Genomic DNA, 20,410 nt, shown 5'->3' with positions numbered 1-20,410 from the left:
ACGAGAGCATGAGCCAGAGCGGCGCACTGCAGCAGATGAATTTGAAAGGACGGGACTTCCTGGAGCTGGACGATTACTCTCCAGAGGAAATCCAGTATTTAATTGATCTCGCCATTGAAATTAAGCGTAAGCACAAAAACGGGGAAACTTATCAGCCGCTAAAAGGGAAAACGCTCGGACTGATTTTCGAAAAATCCTCTACACGTACACGGGTATCTTTCGAAGTCGGTATGTATCAATTGGGCGGGCATGCCCTTTTCCTCAGCAAAAATGACATTCAACTGGGACGCGGCGAACCGATTAGCGACATGGCTCAAGTCATGTCACGTTATCTGGATGGCATTATGATTCGTACCTTTGGGCACGATAATGTGGTAGAGTTGGCACGTTATGCGTCCGTTCCTGTGATCAATGGATTGAGTGATTTGGCGCATCCATGCCAAGTACTAGCCGATTATCAAACCTTGTATGAGCAAAAGGGTAAGCTAAAAGGGCTCAAATTGGCTTACATCGGAGACGGTAACAATATGGCTCATTCCCTCTTGATTGGGGGAGCGAAGCTTGGAGTGCATGTGTCCATTGCAAGTCCAGTTGGATACGAGCCGGACCCCAGTGTGGTCGCAGCTTCCCGTGAAATTGCCAAACAGACAGGGAGTGAGATCGTTATAACCCAAAGTCCGCAGGAAGCAGTACAAGATGCGGATGCGATCTACACAGATGTGTGGGCGAGCATGGGGTTTGAGGAAGAGCAGAAGGAGCGGGAGCTTGCTTTTGCCGACTTCCAGGTGAATGAGGAGCTGGCCAAGCTGGCGAAGCCGGATTATATATTCCTGCATTGTCTGCCTGCGCATCGTGGGGAAGAAGTAAGCGCAGGCGTAATCGATGGTCCGAATTCGGTCATCTTTGATGAAGCGGAGAACCGTCTACATGCGCAAAAAGCGTTGCTAGTTGCTTTAATGGCATAAGGTTGATAGGTATTGATAAGTAAAGAAGATAAAGGCTAGAAGCATTCGGGGAGGACTTTAACAATGGCAAAAGAAAAAATCGTACTCGCATATTCCGGCGGTCTGGATACGTCGGTCATTCTGAAATGGCTCAAAGAAACTTATGATGCTGAAATCATCGCATTCACCGCAGATATCGGTCAAAAGGAAGAACTGGACGGTTTGGAGGAAAAAGCACTCGCTACAGGGGCTTCCAAAGTGTACATTGATGATCTGCGTGATGAATTCGCCAAGGATTTTATCTATCCGATGTTTCAGGCGGGTGCTTTATATGAAGGACAATATTTGCTCGGAACGAGTATTGCACGTCCATTGATCGCTAAGCGGATGGTCGATATTGCGATTGCCGAGGGAGCAACAGCCATTGCTCACGGGGCAACAGGCAAAGGTAACGATCAGGTACGCTTCGAGCTGAACGCGGCGGCGTTGACGCCGGATATCAAGGTGATCGCACCTTGGCGGCTGGAAGAGTTCCGCAATCAGTTCCCGGGCCGTGCAGAAATGATTGCCTATGCGGAAAAACACGACATTCCGGTAACTGCTTCTGCAGCCAAACCATACTCCATGGACCGTAATCTGCTGCATATCAGCTATGAAAGCGGCGTGCTGGAGGACCCTTGGTTTGATCCAAGTGCTCCTGAAAATAAAGGAATGTTCTTGCTCAGCAACGCGCCTGAGGACGCTCCTGATGAAGCAGAATATTTGGAGTTGGAATTTGAAGCAGGTAACTGCGTCGCTTTGAACGGAGAACAGCTAAGTCCATTGCAAGTGATGGAAAAACTGAATGAGCTCGGCGGCAAGCATGGTATCGGACGCGTGGATATGGTAGAAAACCGTTTTGTCGGCATGAAAAGTCGGGGAGTCTATGAGACGCCGGGCGGTACGATCCTGTTCACAGCTCACCGCAAAATGGAATCCATCACGATGGATCGCGAGGTTATGAATCTGCGTGATAGTCTGATTACCCGTTATGCTACCTTGGTTTATAACGGTTTCTGGTTCGCACCGGAACGTGTCGCTTTGCAGGCTCTGGTTCATGAGAGTCAGAAAAATGTCAGTGGTACCGTGCGTGTGAAGCTGTACAAAGGCAACGTTATCGGTGCAGGCGTTAAAAGCCCGGTTAGCTTGTACAACCCGGACATTGCAACCATGGAAGCCGACCCGACACAAGCCTACGATCAAGGCGATGCAACAGGCTTTATCCGCTTGAATGCTCTGCGTTTGAAGGTCAACGCGGGCGTAACACAAAATCATAAATAATGATGTAACCTAAAAAAATGTACGGGATGCGGGCCGCTCTTGTCCAAACGACGAGGGCGGCTTGTATTGCAGAGAGGGGATCATGCAATGAGTAAGCTATGGGGCGGACGGTTTACGAAGCAAACGAACAAGTTGGTAGAGGAATATACGGCTTCTATCGGGTTTGATCAGGCGTTGGCGGAAGAAGATATTCAAGGCAGTTTGGCTCATGTGACCATGCTGGGAAAATGTGGAATTATTCCTCGGGAGGATGCAGACACGATCAAGGAAGGACTGCACACGGTCCTGGAGCGTATCCGCCGTGGGGAAATTGAATTTTCTGTTTCGGATGAGGATATTCACATGAATATCGAAAAAAATTTAATCGAGGCCATTGGTCCGGTCGGAGGTAAGCTGCACACGGGGCGCAGCCGTAACGATCAGGTAGCAACGGATATGCACTTGTACTTGCGCGGACGTGTGGTATCGCTGGTGGGTATGCTGCATGACGTACAAGCTGCATTAATCGGCCAGGCAAAGGATAATCTGGACACGATTGTACCTGGCTACACACACTTGCAGCGTGCGCAGCCTATTTTATTTGCACATCATCTGCTGGCGTATGTGTCTATGCTGGAACGTGATATTGACCGACTCAAAGACAGCTATAAGCGGATTAACGTGTTGCCGCTCGGTGCTGGCGCTTTGGCCGGGACCACTTTTCCGATCGACCGTCATTTTGTAGCCGAGCAGCTGGGATTTGATGGTGTATATGAAAATAGCCTCGATGCCGTCAGCGACCGGGATTTTATCGTAGAGTTCCTGGCTGGCGCCTCGCTGATTATGACGCATTTGTCTCGTCTGAGCGAAGAATTGGTGCTATGGAGCAGCACGGAGTTTGGTTTTGTCGAGCTGGATGATGCTTTTTGCACAGGCAGCAGCATTATGCCGCAGAAGAAAAACCCGGACGTACCGGAGCTGGTACGTGGTAAAACCGGACGTGTCTATGGAAACCTCGTCGGCTTGTTGACTGTATTGAAATCCTTGCCGCTGGCATACAACAAGGATATGCAGGAGGACAAGGAAGGGATGTTCGATACCGTTGCCACGCTGGAAGGAGCCTTGCAACTGTTCGCACCGATGATCGCCACGATGAAGGTGAACAAGGATCGTATGCGTCAAGCGGTCAATCAGGATTTTTCCAACGCAACGGATATTGCGGACTTCCTGGTCGGCAAAGGGCTCCCGTTCCGTCAGGCGCATGAGGTCATTGGCAAAACCGTACTGTATTGCATCCAGCATGGAAAATACCTGCTTGATCTGACACTGGACGAATTCCAGCAGTTTTCGGATCTGTTTGACGAGCGTATCTATGAGGTACTTCAACCAGAAGCGGTGGTTAATGCACGGAATGTATATGGCGGAACCGCTACCGGGCAGGTACAGGCAGCTATTGGGCGCAGTGAACAGCTCCTGGCGAATACATCAACATGGTTTGAAGGGCACAAGCCAAAAAAATAATCAGTAAAGAAAGATATTATTCTCTTGCATAGCAGCGGGATGCTGTGTAAAATCAAATTTTAAGGAATTAGCAATCTAAGTTTCAAAGGCACCGTTCGCGGTGTCTTTTGTGTTTTTTGGGGCATTAATTCATAGTTCCAAATACCTATTAATACACTAGTGTGAAAGTTTCTAGAATTTACATTTTTGTATACTACGTCTACCATGATTATGGTAGAATAGCACTAAGTTTTTCATTGAATTACCAATTCAATAGGGAAAGAACTATATTCAATAAATAAATGTCAAGTTACTAGGGGCTCTTTTGCTCAGGCGAATTTCATAAATGTGTAAATGAAGGGTTTGAATGAGAACGGAGGTATGTCCTGGTTTCGGGAGAACGGCAAGTAAAAGCTTTAAAGTAGCGACGTAGCAGAAGGCAGAGTCGGGATGATCCAGGGAGGTATTATGAGAACTAAAAGGACGGCGCGTCAGTTAAAGAGCGCTTGGATCGGTTATCGCGCTTCTGAAGCCGATCAACTGATATCTTCATTGCATGAGGAACGGGTGCAAGCGGAGGAGTTACTGCGTGAGGAGCGGGAACTTTTTCACGCGGCGCTGGAACGGAAAAAGCAACGGGATGCGGAGTTAAAGCAGCTGCTTGCGGATGCGCTTGCGGAAGAGCGGCGCTGGATTGAGAGGGCGGGAATTCATGGGTGACAAGCTTAGGTGGCAGGTTGGAGGAGTTTCAATTCGCCAAACCAAGAGAAGAATAAAAGAAGAGCGTCAGCGAATCGAACAACTGCAACAACAGCTAGAGGCTCAGCGGTCAGAGCAGGCCCCGGTGCTGTACAAGCTTGATTTTCATATCGAAGAGTTGGAACGGCGACTTCAGGATACAGAACTTCGTATCCAGGCGATACAGAACGCCAATGATACAGCAACAGCTGTGGAACAATTGCTGGATGAAGGGTTACAGGAGGGACAGGTGCAGGAGGCTCAAGTCCAATATGCATCTGGGCAGGAACAGGTAGCGGCAGGAACGGCTATGGGCACTGCTTCCAGTATCCCTGGTACGGAAGGCGAAAAGGCCGCAACAGGAACGCAGAGCGGACGAAACGGCAAGGCCCGTCTGGGCGATCAACTGGTGGAGAACGGGATGATCACCCGCGATCAGCTGACAGATGCCATCCGCAACCAGAAGCGCTACGGTGGCAGGCTGGGCGATATTCTTGTAGAGATGGGCTTCATTACAGCTGAGCAGCTCCAGGAACAGGTTGGCGGCGACGAGTCCAAAGAGCGCCTAGGCGATATGCTGGTTCGTTCCGGCTATATATTGCCGGAACAACTGGAGCGCGCACTGGAGTTCCAGGCGAAGAGCGGTGGGCTGCTCGGCGACATCTTGCTGTCATTGCAAATGCTGGAACCTGCGGATCTGTACCGCGCGATTGCTACACAGAACCGAATCGGGCGTATTGGTGAGGAACTCGCGCTGGATGCGGCGTATAAACTACCCGAGCAAGTGGCGATGGCATATGGCGTGGTCGTCATCCATCAATATATGAACCGTTATATTGTGGCGGTCAGCGATCCACTGCCAGAAGAGCGACGCTTGAAGCTGGAGGAAATTTTGGGTATGCCGGTAGAGCAGGTGCTTGCTACGAAGGAAGAGATGGAGCAGCTCTGGGGTAAAATCTACGGTGAAGAAATGATGCAGGAGAGCACGACCGGGCTATTGGAAAAAGAACCGCACAATTCGGCGCGGACGACTTTTACAAAGGGACAGCTGTGGGTGTTCGCGGCCATGGGTATGATTACACTGCTCGGTCTCTTATGGAACAGTTGGAAAACGGTGTTGATCATCAATATGATGATTCAGCTGTTTTATTTTGCGATGACGCTATTTAAGTTTGGCATTATTTATCTCGGTTCCCGGCGTGGAGCGCAGCTTCGTTTCACGAAGGAAGAGGTTGACGCCATGGATGAAAAGAAACTGCCGATCTATACCATTCTTGTACCTATGTATAAGGAAGCGGGCGTGCTTCCGATGTTGTTGCGGAATTTGGAGCAGCTGGATTATCCAAAGTCCAAGCTGGATGTGCGGCTGCTGATTGAAGAGGATGACATTGAGACGATCGAGCTACTTCGGGAAATGAAGCTGCCGGCCTATTACACGACACTGGTCGTTCCAGACGGTTTGCCAAAAACCAAGCCGAAGGCATGTAATTATGGACTTATTCGGGCACGGGGCGAGTTTGTCGTGATTTACGATGCTGAAGATCGTCCCGACGCTGATCAGCTTAAAAAGGTCATTGCGGCGTTTGATTCACTCCCTGAGCATTATGCGTGTATTCAAGCGAAGCTTAACTACTTTAATAGTACGCAAAATTTGCTGACCCGCTGGTTCACTCAAGAATACAGTATGTGGTTCGAGTTACTGCTACCGGGTATTATGCAGTTAGATACCCCAATTCCGTTAGGCGGCACATCCAATCATTTTCGGGTATCTGTATTAAAAGATATTAATGCGTGGGACCCCTACAATGTAACCGAGGATGCCGATCTGGGCATACGTCTGTATAAAGGCGGCTACAAAACTGCTATTGTCGATTCCCGCACATGGGAGGAAGCTAACAGCCGCGTGGGCAACTGGATTCGTCAGCGGTCACGCTGGATCAAGGGGTATATGCAGACATGGCTGGTTCATATGCGCAATCCGGTTAAGCTGGTGCGCGAAGTGGGCTGGAAAGGCTTTTTCGGCTTTCAGGTGATGATTCTGGCAACTCCGATGTTGCCGTTGCTGAATCCGATTTTTTGGGGGTTGCTTATTTTATGGTTTGGCTGGGAGTTGTCCTTTATTCCCAAGCTATTCCCGGGTTATGTGTATTACCTGGCCAGCGCGGAGTTTTATATCGGTAACTTTCTGTTCGTATTCAGTAATGTGGCCGGAATGTATTGGGTCATCGGGGAACTGGAAGAGCGCGGTGAACGAACATTTTCATACGCGATGGTCAAATACGGGCTACTCTCGCCGTTATATTGGGTACTTATGAGTATAGCTGCGGTGAAAGCAGCTTGGCAGCTCATTACCAAGCCGTTCTATTGGGAGAAGACCACGCATGGTCTGACCGATATGCACGACTTGGATGATACCCCGGCACAGTCCTCCTGAATATGAAGAAAGAAGGAGCAAGAATGGAGACAAAAACACCTTTTTTATCCGTCGTCATTCCCATGTACAATGAAAGCTCGCATCTCGAGCGTTCACTTAAGGTAATTGATGGGGTATTGTCTGTTGTCACCTCACGCTATGAGCTCATCATAGTAGATGATGGTTCCAAAGACGATACGTGGCTTAAGCTGTCCGAATTGTCCCGTCGTATGCCCTCTTTGCTCGCGCTCCGGCTGAGTCGGAATTTCGGTAAGGAGCTGGCGTTGTGCGCAGGTCTGGAAAATGCCTCTGGCGATGCGATTATTGTCATGGACGGTGATTTGCAGCATCCTCCTGAAATGATTGGAGAAATGGTACGTTTATGGCAAAATGAAGGTTATGATTTGGTCGAATGTGTGAAAGAATTTCGGGGAGAAGAGTCGGTGGGCAAAAAGCTCGGAGCTTCTTTGTTCTACGCGACCTTGAACCGATTGACAGGCTTTAATCTCAAGGATGCCTCCGATTATAAGCTACTGGATCGACGAGTGGTGGATGCCTGGATGGCGATGCCAGAGCGGATGCCGTTTTTCCGCGGGATGACAGCCTGGCTAGGTTTCCGCAAAACCCAGATTTCATTCCGGGTGGCTCCACGCGAAGAGGGGCCAAGCCGCTGGAGTCCGTTAGGGCTGATTCGACTGGCAGCAGAAGCGATCGTTTCATTCTCGACAGTACCGTTGCGGGTAGTAAGTCTGATGGGCCTCATTTTTATGCTGATTTCAGTCGTATTGGGGATTCAGACCTTAATGCGCAAATTAACGGGTGACGCTGTGACCGGTTTTACCACTGTGATTTTGCTGCTCTTGATTATTGGCAGTGTACTCATGCTGTCGATTGGAGTGGTAGGAGAATATATTGCCGCCATATATCACGAAGTCAAAGCTAGGCCTCGCTATCTGATAGCAGATAAACGGGCGAATGCTGACCGATTGTGGGTGGACAGGGAGTTTAATCAACATGATCAGACGTTCATATCTAAAGTATCCAATCATTAAATACGGTATTGTGGGGTTGCTGGGTACAGGTATCCATGTTGGTGTGCTTGTGCTGCTGGTGGAGTTGTTTACGGTACCAGCAGTAACGGCTACTACAATCGGATTCGTGGTTACATTGCTCGTTTCGTATGTGCTGAACCGAAACTGGACGTTCGAGCCTACCGGCGAGGGAAGCCGCACCCAGTTTCTTAAATATTTATTGGTCTGTACCTGTGGCTTGCTCTTAAATGCCGCTCTGATGTACGTGACCATTCACTGGATCGGTTGGTCGTATCTGATCGGTGAAGTACTAACTACCATCATCGTGCCTGTTCATAATTATTTTTGGAACCGCTACTGGATCTTCTCCGTTCCGCAACAGCGTCAGAAAGAGGTTTCATGATTTTAAGAAAACACGGAAAATTTCTATCATTGTTTGTTTGTATTACTGCTCTTGAACTGGCCGTGGGCGTGTATTTTGCATGGTATCTTGGTTATATGCATACCGATGCTCTCAGTCGAGTGGCTAACGCATTTTATGTGCTATACAGTCGTGACCCACACTTGGGTGCTATCGGGTTTGTATGGAATCCCCTGCCCAGTTTGATGGAACTGATTGTGCTGTTGTTTTATCCTTTATTTCCAGTACTCGCTTCCCACGGGCTGGCGGCAGTGATTGTGAGCAGCCTGTTTGCAGGGGCGAGCGCGGCATTATTGTATGCGACAGGCAAACAGTTGGGGCTTCACGGTGCAACCAGCTTGCTGATTGCGCTATTATTTTCACTGAATCCATTTATGTTTCTGTTTGGCTTCAACGGCTTAAGTGACTCGCCATATATCTTTTTCATCCTGTTGACAGTGAGTCGATTTTGTATGTGGTTGAAGGATCGCAAGGCGGCGAATTTGATCGTATCCGGTTTTGCGCTTGCACTGGCTTTTTGGGTACGCTATGAAGCGGTTCCGCTTGGCGTTGCGATGGCCTTGGGTGTATTGCTGACGATCTTTTTTCTGCATAGGTGGCGTACAAACAGAGAGATGGTTAGAACGGAATTGTCTTTAAAAGAGCGCCTGTACAAGGTGGAAGCGACATGGCTTCTATTGTTGTTGCCACTTGTTTTTTCCGGTCTGCTGTGGCTCTTTTTTAACTGGATTATCATGGGCGATCCGCTTTATTTTTTACGCTCGCAATATTCCAATTCCACACAATCAGCGGCTTTGTTAGAGGATCAACGCTTTGTGGCCATGTTTGCCCACCCTGTGCTGATGCTAAAGTTTATCGGGCAACGAACCTTATGGTATGCTGCTCCGCTGATTGCCATTTTGCTCATACGACTATTGGACAAACGTCTGTTGAGCTGGAGCACGTTAACGCTACTGGCCATTTTTTTATCGGTGCCAGGACTTCAGCTTTTGCTGATGCTCAAGCAGTCTTCTTTTGGATGGTTCCGATATTTTATGTATGTATTCCCGATTACGGTTGCCTGGTTGCCGTATGAGCTGAGTTTATTGAAGGGAAAAATGAGGGGGATCGGAATCTCTCTGGTAACAGCAGGAATGTTGGTAACAGCAGGCTTGTTATCCTACGCACTGACGAACCCCGCGATTGCAGCAGATGAACACAGCTATTTGACGCATAGTGGTAATGAAAGCTACGAACGTCAAATTATTGAGCGGAAAATAGCGCCGTGGCTGGATGAGCATTATGGTACATCTCTCATTTTGACAGATTCTTATGCCGCCTATCCGATCATTTTGAGCAGCAAAATTCCGAAGAAGTTTATGATTACGAGTGATTTTGATTTTGGAGAATCTTTGATGGATCTGCCTGCTTCCAAGGTGGATTATGTGTTGGTCACGCGGTTGGTGAATGGGGTACCGCTGGATCAGGTAAACCGGAGCTATCCTGATTTATTCGAAAAGGGAGCGTCGTGGGCCTCACTGGTACATGACTTTGACGGGCAGTGGCGATTGTACAAAATAGAGCATGAAGAATCGAAATAATTATTATATTTTAGTGCATCGTAGCGGAGGGAAGAATACAGCTGTAGGGTGTGAGTGGGCTACAGCTGTATCACCGCAAGAAGTTTGAGGGGGAACGAGAGGAATGTCCTTTCGCAAATGGTCTGCAAGCAGATGGATGTCTATAGGTCTGTTTGTATTTATACTTGCATTGGAGTTGTCTGCGGGCATCTATTTCAGCTATGTTCTGGGATATATGCACACAGACGCGCTCAGTCGCGTAGCTAATGCATTTTATGTGTTGTACAGCCGTGACCCGCATCTGGGCGCAATCGGATTTATCTGGAATCCACTACCCAGTCTTCTGGAGATGGTGATTCTACTGCTGTATCCAATCTTTCCGGCATTAGCCACCTATGGATTGGCTGCTGTCATTCTTAGTGCTACCTTTGCCGCTTTGACCGCTATGTTGCTGTATCGGGCGGGGGTCAGAACAGGGCTTAGCTCAGGGATGAGCATCATACTGGCACTGTTGTATGCACTGAATCCGTTTATTCTACTGTTTGGTGCCAATGGGCTGAGTGATTCGCTATACATATATTTCATTATGATGACGGTGATTGAGTTTGCATTGTGGCTCAAGGATCGCATGACGGCAAGTCTGATTGTTTCTGGATTAGCGCTTGCCATGGCGTTCTGGACTCGCTATGAAGCGGTTCCTCTGGGCGTGGCAATGGCGGGTGGAGTGGTATTGGCGATCCTGTTTCTACATCGAAACATGGGCAGACGCGAGTTGGCCTTGCGAGAAAAACTGCACAAGGTCGAGGCAACTTGGTTACTGCTTCTGCTCCCCGTGGTCTTTTCCGGGCTGTTGTGGATTTTCTTCAACTATCTCATTATGGGGAATGCTTTTTACTTCCTGAATTCTGAGTATTCGAACACAGCCCAATCGGCAGAGCTGCTGAATGATGATAAGTTTGTAGAGATTTTCTCCAATCCGCTGGTGGCCTTGAAATTTATTGCTTCCAAAACACTCTGGTATTCGGTACCGTTGTTTGCTATTCTGTTCATTCGTCTGTTGAGTGGACGCTTGTTCCGATGGGGAACACTGATTATTTTGCTGTTGTTCCTGTCAGTGCCGGGGTTGCAGTTTTTACTCATGATGAAGCAATCTTCGTACGGATGGTTTCGTTATTTTATGTACGTGTTCCCAATTACTGTAGCCTGGTTGCCCTATGAGCTGAGCCAGCTTCAGGGACGATGGCGGAGGGCAGCCTTTGGCCTGGTGTCCGTCAGTCTGCTGCTTACCGCTGGATTACTTTCCTATGCGTTGACTCGCCCGGATATTGCACCGGATGAGAACAGCTTTCTCACACGGACAGGTAATGTGAACTACGTGAGACAGGAGTCAGATCGTAAGATTGCCGTCTGGTTGGATGAGCATCAGCCGAAGTCTACCATTATGACCGATTCGGCTTCAGCCTACACCATGATTGTCTACAGCCAACATCCCAAACGCTTCCTGATCACTAGCGATTATTCGTTCAATAAAGCATTAAGTTATCCGCAGGATCACCATGTGGATTATATCCTTGTACCTAAGATCATGTCAGGCATGCCACTGAGTAAAATCAATATGGTATATCCGAATTTATATGAAAAAGGCGCTCCATGGGTCCAGCTTGAACGTGAGTTTAACGGTGAGTGGCGCTTGTACAAGGTGCTACCCAAGTCACTAACTAAAGAATCTCCATCGACGGAGACCACGACAAATCCGTAATGTGCAAAAAAATCCCCGAGCCTATCCCTTAGCCATGGTGCGATGAGGGAAGCTGCGGGGATTTTTTTAACCTGTTTAGTGCTCTTTGAGTGGTAGCCACGCCAGTACATCCTGAATTTTCGCGTCCCAGTATCCCCATTCATGAGCCCCAGGACCTTCTTCGTAGGTCAGCGGAACTCCGGTAGTATTACATCTTTCACGGAAAACCTGATTTCCCTTATATAGGAAATCCTCCGTGCCGCAGCATTGGTAAAGCCGGGGAAGAGAGGTCCCCAAGGCCGCATGACGTTGTAACAGTTCCAGCAAGTCGTGATCCGTTCCACGCATTTCACCTGGACCAAAAATGTTAAGCCATTCCGCTGGACTCATCGCATTTTGCATAGGATCGGTGCGTGATGCGTGTAAATCCATGACTCCCGAAAGGCTGGCAGCGGCTGCAAAACGCTCTGGATGCTGGAGTGCCAGTTTGAAAGCACCATATCCCCCCATAGAAAGCCCGGCTACAAAATTGTCTTCACGCTTGTCGGACAAAGGAAAGAACGAACGTGCCAAAGACGGCAATTCTTCACTGATAAAGGTCCAATAAGCCGCTCCTTGCTCCATATTCGTATAGAAACTCCGATGTACCTGGGGCATGACGACAGCTAGGCCCAATGAGGCGACGTAGCGTTCAATGGAGGTTCGACGCAACCAGGTTGAATCATCGTCCGACAGGCCATGCAGCAAATATAGCGTCGGATGTGGCCCGGTTCCTTGCTTGCCCTCCAGTCCGATTTGCGAACGGGTTGCCTGAGGAAGAATAACATTCATGGATGTGCTCAGACCTAGAACTTCCGAATAAAACTGACATTGAATAAGAGCCATAAGAAGACCTCTTTTCTTAGGGTTTTGTGACCTCATTGCGGTGTTCCAGCATATGACCGAGTATTCATTCAGTATACCTTAGCCTGTCTAAATATACATATCCAAGTGAATAACTAGGTATTAAGTCCCGTTTCTTATTTATCCTACATTAGGTGGGGGTATGGTTATATGGGACGATTTTTTTAATTTGGGGGTTATTTGGGTTTGATTTCTGGTAAAGTGTTTAAAAAAGAATGATGAATCCAATCAGAGGAGGAATTTATAGCATGGGAAAAAAGTTAAGAAACACAGTTACAGGTGTATTGAGTACAGGTCTTATTCTTAGCGCATTCAGCGCAGCGGCAGCTGCTCCCCAAACTACAAGTGGACATTGGGCGGGAGACCAGGTGCAACGCTGGTCAGCCACAGGGCAATTGGACGGGGCGGTGAAACCGGATGCAGCAATCACACGTGCTGAATTTATTGTTCTTCTGAATCGCAGCTTGGGAACGTTCACACAGGAAACTCCAGCAGTGACAGACGTAACATATGCGGGTGGTGTGAAAGTAAACGGTAATGGAAGCAGAACGTTCACAGATGTTCCAGCTTCGCACTGGGCATACAACGAGCTGACAAGTGCCGTGAATGCAGGCTACATAAGCGGCTATGCAGATAACAAGCTCAAACCAAATGGTAAGGTAACACGTCAAGAGGCTGCGGCTATCGTAGGCAAAGCTATTGGACTGACTGCGGGTAACGCAGCAGATGTTACTAAATTCATTGACTCCGACAAAATTGGATCTTGGGCGAAGAAAAGTGTAGCGGCAGCTGCGGAGCAAAAAATCATCAACGGTTATCCGGATGGTAAATTCCAGCCACTGAAGTCGCTGACTCGTGCAGAGGCGATTGCTATTCTGGACGCTGCTTCCGGTTACAACCTGAGCTCTGTCGATAATCTGACGACGACTCCTGGTGGAACGGTGACGGACTCCACATACAGCAACGTGACAGATTCCACTTATGGTAACACGTCAACTACTTCTGGCAGCGAAACAGGAGATAGCAGCACAAGTACCAGCACAGATAGCACGACTACGGACAACTCTACAACAATAGATACCAACACAGATACCGACACAACTACGGATACGACTACGACTACAGACACAGTTGCAACTACGGAAGCACTGAAAGTCAACGATGTGCATGATGGTGAAGGTACAATTACAGGGACAGCTAAAGCTGGTTCCACAGTTACTGCCTATTCCAACGATCTGCCTATCGGTAGTGCAGTTGCCAAAGATGATGGCACATTTAGTATCAGTGTGCTTACTCAAAAAGCAACGGTTAGACTGGTAATCAAAGCTAAAGATGCAGACGGTAACGAAAGTGAGCCTGTAGAAATTTCTGTTTTGGGTAAACGCAGCGAGTAATTTATAGCTAAAATCCCCCTTTCACTCTGTCTGGAACAAGTCCAGCCGACAGTAGAAGGGGGATTTTTCGTTTATTCGCTTATACCGTCCTCGACAATAGATCTCTCGGGTTCACGTGTTTGTGGCTCAGACGATGTGCCACCGCCATAACTAGCTATAATGCGTTGCTGCGCTCGATACGTATCGCGGCTGATTCGGGTGCGATCTACAGTTTTTCCGTCTACCTTTTTTACCCGGAATGTTTCTACCACATACCCTTCTTTGCCTTGCCGAAGTACTTGATAGAAGCCGGGGGAAAGTGAGTCATTACGGAGTCTCTTCTCCGGTATGGGAAGTACGCGAACCGTATGGGATTCCAGTTCATACGAAACATTGGATGGAAATGTACCAAAAAATTTAACAGTAAGCGTTCGGTTTTGGACAGCGGCACGAAGCAGTAAATGCTTGCCTGTATTGTTTCTAAAACGAAAATTAATGGACCCTGTAGCAAAAGTCGCATCCTGACCTTTGGGCAGGTAGCTGACTGGCAAAGAATGGTTGCGGCGCTCAACAATGTCCAAACCGACTCGCAGCGCTGCATTATATACCGTGCTGGATACCTGACAAATCCCGCCGCCTATGCCGGACTCCAACTGACCGTTGACGATCACTGGAGCTTCACGAAAGCCATGAGTGCGCTCAGCCTTGGCAATCAATTGACCGTAGTCGAATATGTCGCCTGGCTTAAGAATTAGACCATCAACGGTGCTTGCCGCTGAATTAACGTTATACACACGTCCTTCCGAGCTACTGCCGAGACTGGTGGAGAATTGGACGATTTTTCGCTCAATCCCTTCGTTCCGTAGACTGTCCACCGAAATTTTCGGTTCCAGCTGACGGAAAGGTAATTCCACTCGTACTGGCTCTTCCGAATCGGTAAAATCCTTGGGCAGCGCCTTATCTAGTGCGGCGTCCAATCTGGGCCAATCCAGGCGTCGGGCAGAACGCCCCGGAATATAACGAACCTGATCATTCCCGTCAATCTGACGCACAGCATTGATAGGCATGCCGTATCGTTGCTCCTCCCAATCGACTCCGAATCGGGCCCTTAATATCTCCTCCTGTCGGAAAGATGTGATAGACCATTCCTTTTCGAAGCTAAAACGTGTCTGCACACGAGTCCATAGATGCTCCGAGCTGAGTGACTTCACGGCATTCCGAAATGCCTCCGCTTTATAATGAATTCCTGCTTCCCCGAGTGTAAGTTTTATATCCTGTGCACTGCTGTCACTGTCCGTCAGAAGCAGTCCACGTTGCTTCAATGTATCCAATTTTTTATCCACCAGCCGAAGAGCGGCTGTGTGATCCATGCTTCCTACGTTCATTCCTCCGACCCTCACTCCCTCCGGCAGCGTTTGTCTGTCGGCGTACAGATGAAGTCCTCCCCACAACATGGCCAGCGCCAGAACACCAGACCATATCCAAATGACAGATAAATGAATTTTTTTCATAATGCAGATGTCTCCTGTCTGATAAGCTTGATAGCGATTCGTGTGCCATAATATTCATATATATGTGCCAAAAGCAGAAAACTTTCGGTACTATTTAGGTAACAAATTTGTTACAATGATAAACGGTATGATGAAATAGAGAAGTTTTTAAAGGAAATGCATGGAATATGTCGAATGGATATTAGGTTATGCGTAATATGATTAAGCAGCGGGAAGTGATCGAGTGATTGAAATGCAGGATGTGTGGAAGACCTATACTAACGGAACCCACGCACTTCAAGGAGTATCGGTCAGAATTGACCGTAATGAATTTGTATACGTAGTCGGCCCGTCTGGAGCGGGGAAATCGACTTTTATGAAGCTTATTTATAGAGAAGAAGTACCTACCAAGGGGCAAATTTCAGTCAATGGTTTTAATATCGGGAAGCTCAAGCAGCGTAAAATTCCCTACGTTCGTCGTAACATCGGAGTCATTTTTCAGGATTTCCGGCTTTTGCCGCGTTTGACGGCTTATGAGAATGTGGCTTTTGCTATGGAAGTTATTGAAGCTCCTAAGAAGCTGATTCGCAAACGGGTACCAGAAGTGCTTGAACTGGTTGGCTTGAAAACAAAAATGAATCGTGAGCCTGCCCAACTTTCCGGTGGGGAGCAACAGCGTGTAGCAATTGCACGGGCGATCGTGAACAATCCTTCCGTGATCATTGCCGATGAACCTACGGGTAATCTGGACCCCGAAACATCGTGGGAGATCATGCAGTTGCTGGACGAAATTAATTTTCGGGGCACGACTATTGTAATGGCGACCCACAATAAGGACATCGTGAACTCCATGCGTAAACGTGTAATTGCCATTGAAAATGGCAACATCGTAAGGGATCAGGTAAGAGGGGAGTACGGATATGACTTTTAACACCTTCTTACGTCATGTGCGGGAAGGTTTCAAAAACATATTCCGCAATGGCTGGATGTCCGTGGCATCCGTCACCTCGATTATTGTGTCATTACTTATATTGGGCGTATTTATCATGCTGGTGCTCAATGTCAATTCCCTGGCTGATCAGGCAGATAGTCAGGTGGAGGTTAACGTATTTCTGGAGCTAAATGTAGAGCAGAACATGCGCGAAACACTGCAAAAGGAAATTGCGGCGATGCCGGAAATCAGCAAAACGACCTTTGTGACTAAAGCTCAGGGTTTGGAGGAGCTGCGCAAAGATCTGGGAGACAGCGGCAAGGAGCTGCTGGAGGGTTTTGATAAGGACAGCAATCCGTTACCGGACAAAATTGTAGTAGAAGTTATTGAACCAACAACGGTTCCATTTGTGGCCGAAAAGATTGAGAAGCTGAATACGTTGCATCCAGAGAAGCCGATTTTAAAGGTTCGTTATGGAAAAGGCACCGTAGAGACACTCTTTACAATTACGAAGCTTATTCGTAATGTAGGCTTTATATTCGTCGCCGGACTGGCGATCATGTCCATGTTCCTCATCTCGAATACGATTCGCGTGACCATATTGGCACGACGCAGAGAGATTGGCATTATGAAGCTGGTCGGTGCAACCAACTTTTTTATACGCTGGCCGTTTTTTATCGAAGGTGCGCTTATCGGTCTCATTGGTTCCCTTATTACTGTAGGTATTTTATTTACTGGCTATCAGCGTTTGCTCACAGCCGTACAGGGTGATATAGCTCTGAATATGTTGAAGCTTATGCCACTTGAAGGCATTTGGATTCAGTTGAGTGCATTGCTGATTATTTTGGGGATGCTGGTCGGAATTGTTGGCAGTACCCTGTCCATGCGCAAGTTCTTAAAAGTATAAGAAGCGCGGGTTGGACGTCGTGGTCGATAAATTAGTACGGGGAAGCCCGGTGTTATTTTGCGATAAAGGATGGGGAGTGCAAGTTGAAAAAAACAGGATCTGTGTTGGCCGCTACCTTGGTAGCCGCATTGCTAATCCAGCCTTCTGACGGATATGCCAAAAGCATGAGTGAAATCAATTCGCAGCTGAACAAATTGGAAAAGCAGGCCCAATCTGCCAAGCAACAACAGGAAAAGGCTGCTCAAGATAAACAGTATGCTCAACATTACAAAAATAAAACCGTGCAAAACCTGAAAATTGTGCTTGCTCAGATTAACAGCGTCAGTGATCAGCTGACTCGTGTTGCGGTTCAGATTGATCAAACGGAAGATAATCTGCGTGCGACTAAAAAAGATTTAGCCGAGGCCATTGATCGTATCCAGTCACGGGAAAAAATGCTGGAAACTCGTGTGCGCTTGATGTATACGGATGGAACCGTCTCATATATGGACGTGCTGATGTCTTCGTCCAGTTTTAGTGACTTTCTCAGCCGGGTAGATTCCCTGAAAACGATCGTGGAGCAGGATCAAATCCTGTTGGACGAGCATAAAAAGGACAAGGCATTGGTCGTAAGCAAGAAGAAACAGCTGGACACGGAATATAAAAATGCCAAGAAGCTGTATGCGCTCAAGCAGGACGCTAAAGCAGAACTGAATTCGAAAGAGAAAGAGAAGCAAAGACTGATTTCCAATTACGATCATGATATTGCTGAGTCAGATGAAATCAGCGAAGAGCAAAATGACATGCTGGTAGCACTCGCTAACAAACGTGTGGGTCTGGTGCAGGAGAAGAACAAGCTTAGAGCGGAGCAGGCTGCCAAAGCAGCACGCGCTAGAGCGGCTGCACGTGCGGCTGAAGCCAAACGATATGCATCTTCATCGTCAGGCGCCGCCTCGAATTCCAGCCATGCGGCAGCCAGTACGTATACGGGTGGATCAGGCACGTTGGCTTTACCTGTATCCCATTACCGACTCTCATCTACTTTTGGCATGCGGGTGCATCCGATTACCGGCAAGCTTAAAGGCCATACCGGTGTTGATATGGCGGCTCCGCAGGGAACCGATATTCATGCAGCCGAAGATGGTGTTGTCATTGTTGCCGAATGGTGGAGTGGCTATGGAAATACGGTTGTGATTGACCATGGAGACGGGCTATGGACCCTATACGGACACATTCGCAATGGCGGTACGGTGGTTCATACCGGGCAGACTGTGAAACGTGGTCAAAAAATTGCAGAAGTTGGTTCGACGGGCAATTCCACAGGACCTCACTGTCATTTTGAGGTGCGCGAAAATAACAAACCTGTAAATCCGATGAACTATTTATAGTAGATAAGGTAAGCCCTATTTATAGCCATTACGGTTGTAGATAGGGCTTTGCTGTAATGGTTAATATCCGATGAAGAACATGTGCATTGAGACACGGAGTAGGATACAATTAACATATTCCGTACAAGCTAGACGTATACTTCGTGGATGGATATGCGTTGTAAGGTAATAGGATACAAGATAATGAGAAGGCGGTGGACGATTAGATGTTGAAAAAAAGTACAGCGATACTCTTGATGGTGATCGGGCTGCTTGGCGGCAGTCTGCTCACTTTTGCCTATACTGGAACGACTACAGTAGGGAACAGCGCTCTGGGCGAAGGACTGCTGGCGAGTGTGACAGGTAGCAGTTCTACCTCCAGAAGTGATATCCGCAAAATCGAGACGGCGATGGACCTGATTCAGGGACAATATTATCAGGATGTGGATCGTACCAAGCTAGTGGATGGCGCCATCAATGGTATGATGGAGTCGCTCGGCGACCCGTACTCCTCTTATATGGGTAAAGAAACTGCCCAACAATTCGAGCAATCCATAGAAGGTTCTTTTACCGGGATCGGAGCCGAAGTAGCGGCCGAAAACGGGAAAGTAGTTGTAGTCACGCCAATTAAAGGCTCCCCGGCAGAGAAGGCAGGGTTACGCTCTAAGGATATTATTTTGTCTGTTAATGGTGAAACACTGGACGGATTGGATCTAAACAAGGCCGTTTCCAAAATCCGTGGACCTAAAGGCAGTCAGGCAAAAGTCAAAATTCAGCGCAGTGGCTCTCCTGATCCGCTCGAATACACGATTACCCGTGACAACATTGATATGGAAACTGTAACGGCTCATATGGAAAGCGACGGTGTAGGCGTCATCACGATCACCCAGTTCTCCTTGAATACAGCAGAACGTTTCAAGGAAGAGTTAGCGAAGCTCGAAAAACAAGGGCTTAAAGGGCTCGTCATTGACGTGCGTAATAACCCGGGCGGCGTGCTTTCCGTGGTCATTGATATTGCACAGCAATTTGTACCTTCTGGCAAAACGATTGTACAAGTGGAAGACAAGAATCAGAAGCGTGAAGAAGAGAAATCCAAAGGATCACGTAAGAACTATCCAGTGACTTTGCTAATGAATAAAGGCAGCGCAAGTGCGTCCGAAATTCTGGCAGGTGCTCTCCAGCAATCAGCAGGTGCTGTGTTGATCGGGGAAAATTCCTTTGGTAAAGGTACTGTACAAACCAGCTATGACAAGCAAATGGGTGACGGTAGCCTGCTCAAAATCACGATTGCCAAATGGTTAACGCCAAATGGAACGTGGATTCATAAAAAAGGGATTAAGCCGAATATTGCGGTGGAACAGCCTGAATACTTCACAGCAGCACCGTTGAACAAGGAAAAGTCCTTGAAATACAATATGAATAGCAGTGATGTGAAAAATGCACAAATCATTCTGCAAGGCTTGGGATACAAACCAGGTCGCGAGGATGGCTATTTTGACAAAGTAACTGAAAGCTCTGTTATTGCTTTCCAAAAACAAGCGAAGCTGACGGCTAGCGGCATCATTGATGCGAAGACAGCAGCAGCGATGGAAGCCAAGCTGATTGAGAAAATTCGTGATCCGAAAAATGATAATCAACTCAAGCAGGGGATTGAAGAGATTCGGAAGGAAATGAAGACAAGCGCAGCGAAATAATAGTGAGGCTACAACAAGGGGGCTGGAAACAGCCTCCTTTTATATTGGGATTTATTTGCAGTCTGTCGGTTTGTCTTCCCTACGTTGGCAATTTCATATAGAATAAATGGATATGAAATGTAC

At 47.8% G+C, this 20,410-nt stretch carries 16 protein-coding genes; 14 read left to right on the top strand and 2 right to left on the bottom strand.

Going from position 1 to position 20,410, the window contains the following annotated elements:
- The first annotated feature begins 8 nt into the window (after positions 1-8).
- The 9 genes from argF (at position 9) to MHI21_RS22930 (ending at position 11,664) form a co-directional block, all read left to right on the top strand.
- A complete protein-coding gene (gene argF / locus MHI21_RS22970; protein WP_342418961.1) occupies positions 9-965 on the top strand; it encodes an ornithine carbamoyltransferase in 957 nt (318 codons plus the stop codon).
- A gap of 63 nt (positions 966-1,028) precedes the next feature.
- The gene (locus MHI21_RS22965) at positions 1,029-2,264 is read left to right on the top strand and encodes an argininosuccinate synthase (RefSeq protein WP_061829944.1); all 1,236 of its coding nucleotides are present in this window, start codon (positions 1,029-1,031) and stop codon (positions 2,262-2,264) included.
- An 87-nt stretch (positions 2,265-2,351) separates the two neighbouring features.
- Positions 2,352-3,764, top strand: a complete 1,413-nt coding sequence (gene argH / locus MHI21_RS22960) for an argininosuccinate lyase (RefSeq protein WP_342418960.1) — start codon at positions 2,352-2,354, stop codon at positions 3,762-3,764.
- A 447-nt stretch (positions 3,765-4,211) separates the two neighbouring features.
- Positions 4,212-4,463 (top strand): hypothetical protein, encoded by a 252-nt coding sequence (locus MHI21_RS22955; RefSeq protein WP_069292030.1) that lies wholly within the window; start codon positions 4,212-4,214, stop codon positions 4,461-4,463.
- Entirely contained in the window at positions 4,456-6,915 is a 2,460-nt protein-coding gene (locus MHI21_RS22950) for a glycosyltransferase family 2 protein (RefSeq protein ID WP_342418959.1), read from the top strand. The genes MHI21_RS22955 and MHI21_RS22950 overlap by 8 nt, the downstream gene beginning before the upstream one ends.
- A 23-nt stretch (positions 6,916-6,938) precedes the next feature.
- On the top strand, positions 6,939-7,946 hold the full coding sequence (locus tag MHI21_RS22945) for a glycosyltransferase family 2 protein (protein ID WP_025721702.1): 1,008 nt from the start codon (positions 6,939-6,941) through the stop codon (positions 7,944-7,946).
- Positions 7,909-8,328 (top strand): GtrA family protein, encoded by a 420-nt coding sequence (locus MHI21_RS22940; protein ID WP_025721701.1) that lies wholly within the window; start codon positions 7,909-7,911, stop codon positions 8,326-8,328. The genes MHI21_RS22945 and MHI21_RS22940 overlap by 38 nt, the downstream gene beginning before the upstream one ends.
- The gene (locus tag MHI21_RS22935) at positions 8,325-9,926 is read left to right on the top strand and encodes a glycosyltransferase family 39 protein (protein ID WP_342418958.1); all 1,602 of its coding nucleotides are present in this window, start codon (positions 8,325-8,327) and stop codon (positions 9,924-9,926) included. The genes MHI21_RS22940 and MHI21_RS22935 overlap by 4 nt, the downstream gene beginning before the upstream one ends.
- A 103-nt stretch (positions 9,927-10,029) precedes the next feature.
- A complete protein-coding gene (locus MHI21_RS22930) occupies positions 10,030-11,664 on the top strand; it encodes a glycosyltransferase family 39 protein (RefSeq protein ID WP_342418957.1) in 1,635 nt (544 codons plus the stop codon).
- Between the two features lie 75 nt (positions 11,665-11,739).
- Here the strand turns inward: MHI21_RS22930 and MHI21_RS22925 are convergent, their stop codons facing one another.
- Positions 11,740-12,528, bottom strand: coding sequence for an alpha/beta hydrolase family protein (locus MHI21_RS22925; protein WP_342418956.1), 789 nt, complete (start codon positions 12,526-12,528; stop codon positions 11,740-11,742).
- Positions 12,529-12,794: 266 nt separating this feature from the next.
- Here MHI21_RS22925 and MHI21_RS22920 point away from each other — a divergent pair, with 266 nt between their 5' ends.
- On the top strand, positions 12,795-13,940 hold the full coding sequence (locus MHI21_RS22920; protein ID WP_342418955.1) for an S-layer homology domain-containing protein: 1,146 nt from the start codon (positions 12,795-12,797) through the stop codon (positions 13,938-13,940).
- Positions 13,941-14,011: 71 nt separating this feature from the next.
- On the opposite strand, the gene MHI21_RS22915 is transcribed toward MHI21_RS22920, so the two are convergent.
- Positions 14,012-15,430 carry a VanW family protein gene (locus tag MHI21_RS22915; RefSeq protein WP_342418954.1) on the bottom strand — a complete coding sequence of 473 codons (1,419 nt, stop codon included), beginning with the start codon at positions 15,428-15,430 and terminating at the stop codon, positions 14,012-14,014.
- 223 nt (positions 15,431-15,653) lie between these two features.
- On the opposite strand from MHI21_RS22915, the gene ftsE reads away from it, so the two are divergent.
- The 4 genes from ftsE (at position 15,654) to MHI21_RS22895 (ending at position 20,287) form a co-directional block, all read left to right on the top strand.
- Positions 15,654-16,340 (top strand): cell division ATP-binding protein FtsE, encoded by a 687-nt coding sequence (gene ftsE, locus MHI21_RS22910; protein ID WP_023990620.1) that lies wholly within the window; start codon positions 15,654-15,656, stop codon positions 16,338-16,340.
- Entirely contained in the window at positions 16,330-17,247 is a 918-nt protein-coding gene (ftsX, locus tag MHI21_RS22905; protein ID WP_013312238.1) for a permease-like cell division protein FtsX, read from the top strand. The genes ftsE and ftsX overlap by 11 nt, the downstream gene beginning before the upstream one ends.
- Positions 17,248-17,330: 83 nt before the next feature.
- Positions 17,331-18,614, top strand: coding sequence for a peptidoglycan DD-metalloendopeptidase family protein (locus MHI21_RS22900; protein WP_342418953.1), 1,284 nt, complete (start codon positions 17,331-17,333; stop codon positions 18,612-18,614).
- Between the two features lie 206 nt (positions 18,615-18,820).
- Positions 18,821-20,287 carry a S41 family peptidase gene (locus tag MHI21_RS22895; RefSeq protein ID WP_023990618.1) on the top strand — a complete coding sequence of 489 codons (1,467 nt, stop codon included), beginning with the start codon at positions 18,821-18,823 and terminating at the stop codon, positions 20,285-20,287.
- Positions 20,288-20,410: the final 123 nt, after the last annotated feature.

This window comes from Paenibacillus sp. FSL H8-0168, from assembly GCF_038592955.1.
Taxonomy (GTDB): Bacteria; Bacillota; Bacilli; order Paenibacillales; family Paenibacillaceae; genus Paenibacillus; species Paenibacillus polymyxa_B.
This window is presented reverse-complemented; position numbering and strand designations above follow the sequence as displayed.